Genomic DNA, 5,430 nt, shown 5'->3' with positions numbered 1-5,430 from the left:
GCGCCCGGCCACCCTCCTTCCGTCCGCGCCCCCGACCAAACCGCCGGCGGCGGGCTGGCCCGCGGGCGCCGGGCATGGCCAGGGTAGCGGCCATGCCTGAAGCGCCCATGGCCCGCGACGCGGCCAGCAGCACCATCTCCTCCGTCCTGCGCGACGCGCTGGCGATCCTGATCATCCTGGCGGGGGCGGTGCTGTTCCGCAGCACCTCCTTCGTGCCCGCCGTCGTGGACACCGACGAGGGCCTCTACATGGTCCAGGCGCGGGAATGGCTCCACGGCGGCTGGCCGCTCGTCGCGGCCTGGGACATGCATCCGGTGGGCGCGCCGGCGCTGTTCGCGCTGGCCTTCCTCGGCTTCGGCGTCTCGGTGGAATCGGCCCGGCTGCTCGGCGTGATCTGCGTTGCCGCCACCGGCTGCGCGCTGTTCGCGATGGCCCGCGTGGCGGGCGCGCCGCGCGCGCTCGGCGTCGCCGCGGCGCTGCTCTACGCCGCGCTCTCGATCCTGTTGTCGGGCCTGTCGGTCAACACCGAGCTGCTGATCGCGCCCTTCGTGACCAGCGCCATGGCGGTCGGGCTCGCCGGCCTCTCGCGCGGGCTTCGCCCGGTGGCGGAGGCGCCCGGCGCCGGCGCGATCGTCGCGGCGGGGCTGCTGATCGGCTGCGCGCTGCTGGTCAAGCAGGTTGTCGTGCCGGCGGGCTGCCTGGTCTTCGCGCTGCTGACCTTCCCGGCGCTGCTGCGCGGCGCGCTGCCCTGGCGGCGCTTCCTCGGCTACGCGGGGCTTTATGCCGTGCTCTGCGCCGGGCCCTTCGTGCTGATGGGGCTGGCCTATTGGGTGCAGGGCTGGCTTGCCGACTACATCGACGGCTCGCTGATGGCGCCCTTCCGCTACGCGATGGAGCGCGCCCCGGCGCAGGAGGCGTGGCGGCGGATCTATTCCGCGCTGCTGCAACTGCCCTTCGCGCTCGCGCTCGGGCTGGCCGCGCTGCTGTTCTGGCGGCCGCGGCAGGTGACGCAGCCGCTCGGGCTGCTCACCGCGGCGGCCTTCGTCTGGTTCCTGGTCGCCTCGGTCGCCATCGCGGCGCCTGGCTTCTACTTCACGCACTACTTCCTGCTCTGGCTGCCTTCCCTCTCGCTCCTGGCGGCGGTGGGCGCCTGGCGGCTGGGCCATGCCGTGGCGCGGCCCGGCCTGGCGCGGCCGGCCTTCGCCGGCCTGGTCGGGATCGTCGCCGCCGATGCCTGGCTCTCGGAGCTCTATGTCCGGGTGGACCGCGGGCCGAGCTGGATCCACCCCGACCCCGATCCGGTGCGCCGGGTCGCCGCCGCCGTGGCCGCCGCGGCCGGGCCGGACGGCGACGCCTTCCTCGCGAACTACCACCCGAGCGTCTATGTGCTGGCCGGCGTGCGCATCGCCACGCGCTTTCCCTTCCCGCCGCACCTGACGGGCAATTTCGAGGATCTGTCCGACACCAGCACGGAGGCCGAGATGGCGCGCGTGCTGGCCGGGCGCCCGCGGGTGATCGTCATCGACCGCGGCTGGATGAAGAACATCCGCCCCGCCGCGGCTGCGCAGGTGCAGGCGGCGATCGACGCCGACTATGTCCTGTTCGCGACCGTGCAGGAGCAGCGCGGGCCGGTGGAGATCTGGCGCCTGCGCGACGCGCCGGCGGTGACCGCGCCCGCGCCTACGGCGCCGGAAACAGCGCGTCCGTCCGCCCCATGAGGCGATAGGCGACGAGGCCCACCCATTCGCGCATCGCCCATTCCGCCTGGTTCAGGCGGGTGGGGAAGGGCCATTGCCACCAGAGCGCCGGGTCGCGTGCCGTCGTGTAGTTCACCGGCCAGGGCAGCACCTGCCAGCCGGCCTCGCGGAAGCAGCCCATGCTGCGCGGCATGTGGCTGGCGGAGGTGACCAGCAGCCAGGTCTCGCCGGGCTTCGGCTGCACCGCGCGATGTGTCAGCACGGCGTTCTCCCAGGTGTTGCGGCTTTCGTCCTCGAACACCAGGCGTTCCGCCGGCAGGCCTAGATCGGCGAAGAGGCGGCGCGCCGTGTCCGCCTCGGTCGGTCCGCCCGGCACGATCGCGGAGGAGCCGCCGGTAAAGACGATGCGCGCCTGCGGATGGCGGCGTGCGAGTGCCACCGCTTCCGTCATGCGTTCCGCCGCGCCGTTCAGCGCCGGGATGCCGCGGGCCTCGGTGAGCTGCTGCTCCACCGCGCCGCCGAGCACGATGACGCCGGTGACGTGCTCGGGCGGCGGTGAGGGCCGCGCGAAGCGGTCCTCCAGCGGCAGGGTCAGCAGCGCGGAGACCGGCAGGACGAAGACCGCGACATACCAGCCGAGGCCGAGCGCGAGCGGCCAGCGGCCGAAGCGCCGCCCGCGCCAGAGCAGCGCGGCGCCGAGCACCGCCAGCACCAGCGCCAGCGTGTTCGGCCGGGCGAGCCCCCAGAGCAGCTTGGAGGCGACGAACAGAAGGTCGTCCGTCACAGTTCGAGCACCCGCATCGGATGCATCCGGCCGCGCAGCAGGTCGCCCAGCGCGATCAGGTTGCCGCGCAGCCGGCCCAATCGGTCCACATGCGTCTCGGGGAAGGGGGCGCGCACCGTGTTCATCGCGATGTGGCGCGCGACGGAGCGCAGCGCGCGGTTCCAGGGATAGCTGCCCTTGCGCGCGAGGTAGAGCGAATTCGCCACCTGGCTGTAGCCGAGCTTGGTGCCGGGCACGCGGCCCGACTTGGTGCCGAGATGCACGCCCCGCGCCCCCGCCAGCCGCAGGATTGTTCCGTACGTGCCGAGGCGCCGGGTGAGGTCGAGATCCTCGTACCAGCCATAGAGCGGAAGGTTCTCGTCGAAGCGCAGCGCGTGGTCCCGCATCGGGGCGAGGCGCAGCGCCATGTTGCAGCCATAGCCGTTGAAATGCGGCGCGACGGCAAGCGGATCGCCGCTGTAGCGGTCGGCGGCGAGGATCGCGCGGCCCTCTTCCACCGTGATGCCCGGCCCCTTGGCGCCGTCCGCGATCACCGTGCCGGTGGTGACGACGCAATCGGGATGGGCTGCGAAAACGCGCTCGGTCACGGCGAGATGGTCGGGCGCCGCAAGAAAGTCGTCGTCGAGGAACAGCACCGCGTCGCAATCGGCGATCGCATCCAGGATCGCGTTGCGCTGCCGCGGCAGGCCGGCCGGCGCGGTGATGAACTCCGTGGCCGGGAAGCGTGCGGGCAGGTCGGCGATGTCGTTCGCATCCACATGGCAGACCAGAAGCCGGTCCGGCGCGCGGGTCTGACGCGCGAGCTCCGCCAGCACCTCCGCCAGGATCGGCGCGCGGCCGCGCGTGGCGATGCCGATGGCGATGCGCATCAGGGCTGCCCCTGGATCGCCGGCCGCACGCGGCCCGCCGAGGCGCGGCGCTGCACGAAGCCTTCCGCGCGGCCGAGCAGCGTCATCGCGTAATAGGCCGCGTCGCGCGGCCGCAGCTTCAGCAGGCTCACCGCAACGCCGCCGAGCGGGCGGATGGCGAACGGCAACCAGACCGAGGCCGGCACGCCATGCCGGCGCAGCGCGAAGCCGAGCCCCCGCCCGTAGAGCCGCGCGCGTGCCGTCGCGACATCGGTCAGGCGCTTGTCGGGATGGATGACGCGCAGCACCGGGTCATAGGCCGCGTAGTGGCCGGCATTGACGGCGCGCAGCACGAGGTCGTTGCCCTCCGCCGAGCCGATCGGCGTGCCCGGCCCCATCTCCTCGTCGAAGCCGCCGAGCGCCAGCGCCAGCTTGCGGCGGAGCCAGAGATTGAACTCGATCACGCTGGTCCAGGCGTTTTGCGCCGTGATCGGCCCCGCCTCCATGCGCCAGCGGCCGCTGCCGAGGCCGCCTTCCGGGCTCTCGGCCGGACCCGTCAGCACCATCAGCGCGGGCTCGGCCGCGAAGGCCGCCGCGACGCGGTCCAGCACGCCGGGCGGATGCAGGCAGTCATCGTCGGGGAAGCCGACGATCTCCCCCTGCGCCGCGCGCAGGCCGAGGTTCCGCGCATGGTTCGCGTTGGCGACGGAGGAACGCAGATGCGTCAGCTTCAGGCGCGCCAGATAGGGCGCCAGGACCGGCGCCAGTCGGTCGTCGCCATTCTGGTCCACCACGATCACCTCGACATCGTCGCGCCCCTGCGCCAGCACGCTGTCGAGAAACTCGGAAATCTCCGTGGTTCGGCCGCGCGTGGCCATCACCAGGCTGAAGCGCATCATGGCGCCGGCATCCCGCGCGCCGCGCAGGCGGCGCGGATCGCGTGCAGCAGCCGGTCGCGGAAGACCTCGTTCGAGAACCGCTCGGCATTGGCGCGGCAGGCTTCGGGGTCGATGGATAGCGTCTCGAAACGGCGCACGGCCTCGGCGATGGATGCGGCGGTCTGCTCGGGGAAGAGCACGCCCGTCTCGCCGTCGCGCACGATGTCGGCGGCGCCGCCGCGGCGGAAGGCGATCAGCGGCGTGCCGCAGGCCTGCGCCTCCACCATGCCGATGCCGAAATCCTCCTCGGCCGGATAGAGGAAGGCGCGGGCGGATTGCAGCAGCGCGACGAGTTCCGGCTGCGGCACGCGGCCGAGAATGGTGATGTTCGGCGCATCGCCCGCGGCGGCGCGGACCTTGGGCATCTCGGCGCCGTCGCCGGCGATGATCAGCTTGCGGTCGGGCATGGCGCGGAAGGCTTCCGCGACGAGATCCACGCGCTTGTAGGCGACGAGGCGGGAGGCGATCACGTACGCATCGCCCTTGGTCGGCCGGAAGGGAAAGCCCTCCACATCCACCGGCGGATGCACCACCGTGCTCTCCCGCCGCCAGGCCTTGCGGATGCGCTCGGCGATCCAGGCGGAGTTGGCCAGGATCACGTCGGGCCGTGCGGAGGAGGCGTGGTCCCACAGCCTCAGCCGCGCCAGCAGCAGCCGCGTCAACGCGCCCTTGAGGCCGCGGTCGAGGCCGGACTGGCGCAGATACTGGTGCTGCAGGTCCCAGGCGTAGCGCATGGGGCTGTGCACGTAGCTGACATGCAGCGTGGCGGGCCCCGTCAGCGCGCCCTTGGCGACGGCGTGGTTGGAGGAGATCACCAGGTCGTAGCCCGAGAGGTCGAACTGCTCGACGGCCAGCGGCATCAGCCCGAGATAATAGCGGAACCACTTCCGGGCGCGCGGCAGGCGCTGCACGAAGGAGGTCCTGGGCACCTTGCCGCCGAGGAAAGCGCGTTCGTCATCGGGCAGGAAATCGCAGATGGTGAACAGGTCGGCATCGGGGAACAGCGCGAGCATCTGCTCCAGCACGCGTTCGGAGCCGGCGTACGTGTCCATCCATTCGTGAACGATGGCGATTTTCATCTTTGGGGTGCCCTCAAACGCCGGGCGCGCGCATCCGCGCGCTTGGCTTCGCCGCACTGGCGGCGGGCCGCGTTCGCGGCCTCG

5 protein-coding genes are annotated in these 5,430 nt (G+C 72.4%); 1 reads left to right on the top strand and 4 read right to left on the bottom strand.

Annotation, left to right across the window (positions count from 1 at the left end; all coding sequences use genetic code 11):
• Nucleotides 1-92: 92 nt before the first annotated feature.
• Nucleotides 93-1,718, top strand: a complete 1,626-nt coding sequence (locus AC1MIR_RS17875; protein WP_480029532.1) for an ArnT family glycosyltransferase — start codon at nucleotides 93-95, stop codon at nucleotides 1,716-1,718.
• Here AC1MIR_RS17875 and AC1MIR_RS17870 read toward each other — a convergent pair.
• Genes AC1MIR_RS17870 through AC1MIR_RS17855 form a run of 4 tightly spaced genes read right to left on the bottom strand, consistent with a single transcriptional unit; the run spans nucleotide 1,681 to nucleotide 5,346 of the window.
• Nucleotides 1,681-2,481: a YdcF family protein gene (locus tag AC1MIR_RS17870; RefSeq protein WP_480029531.1), complete on the bottom strand. Its 801-nt coding sequence runs from the start codon at nucleotides 2,479-2,481 to the stop codon at nucleotides 1,681-1,683. The genes AC1MIR_RS17875 and AC1MIR_RS17870 overlap by 38 nt on opposite strands.
• Nucleotides 2,478-3,350: a glycosyltransferase family 2 protein gene (locus AC1MIR_RS17865; RefSeq protein WP_480029530.1), complete on the bottom strand. Its 873-nt coding sequence runs from the start codon at nucleotides 3,348-3,350 to the stop codon at nucleotides 2,478-2,480. The genes AC1MIR_RS17870 and AC1MIR_RS17865 overlap by 4 nt, the downstream gene beginning before the upstream one ends.
• Entirely contained in the window at nucleotides 3,350-4,228 is an 879-nt protein-coding gene (locus tag AC1MIR_RS17860; RefSeq protein WP_480029529.1) for a glycosyltransferase family 2 protein, read from the bottom strand. Before AC1MIR_RS17860 ends, AC1MIR_RS17865 begins: the two co-directional genes overlap by 1 nt.
• Complete coding sequence (locus AC1MIR_RS17855; RefSeq protein WP_480029528.1) at nucleotides 4,225-5,346, bottom strand: glycosyltransferase; 1,122 nt, start codon at nucleotides 5,344-5,346, stop codon at nucleotides 4,225-4,227. The genes AC1MIR_RS17860 and AC1MIR_RS17855 overlap by 4 nt, the downstream gene beginning before the upstream one ends.
• Between the last annotated feature and the right edge of the window lie 84 nt (nucleotides 5,347-5,430).

Source organism: Falsiroseomonas sp. RANM36 (assembly GCF_056682175.1).
The sequence above is the reverse complement of the archived record's forward strand: the minus strand, read 5'-3'. Positions and strand labels throughout refer to the sequence as shown.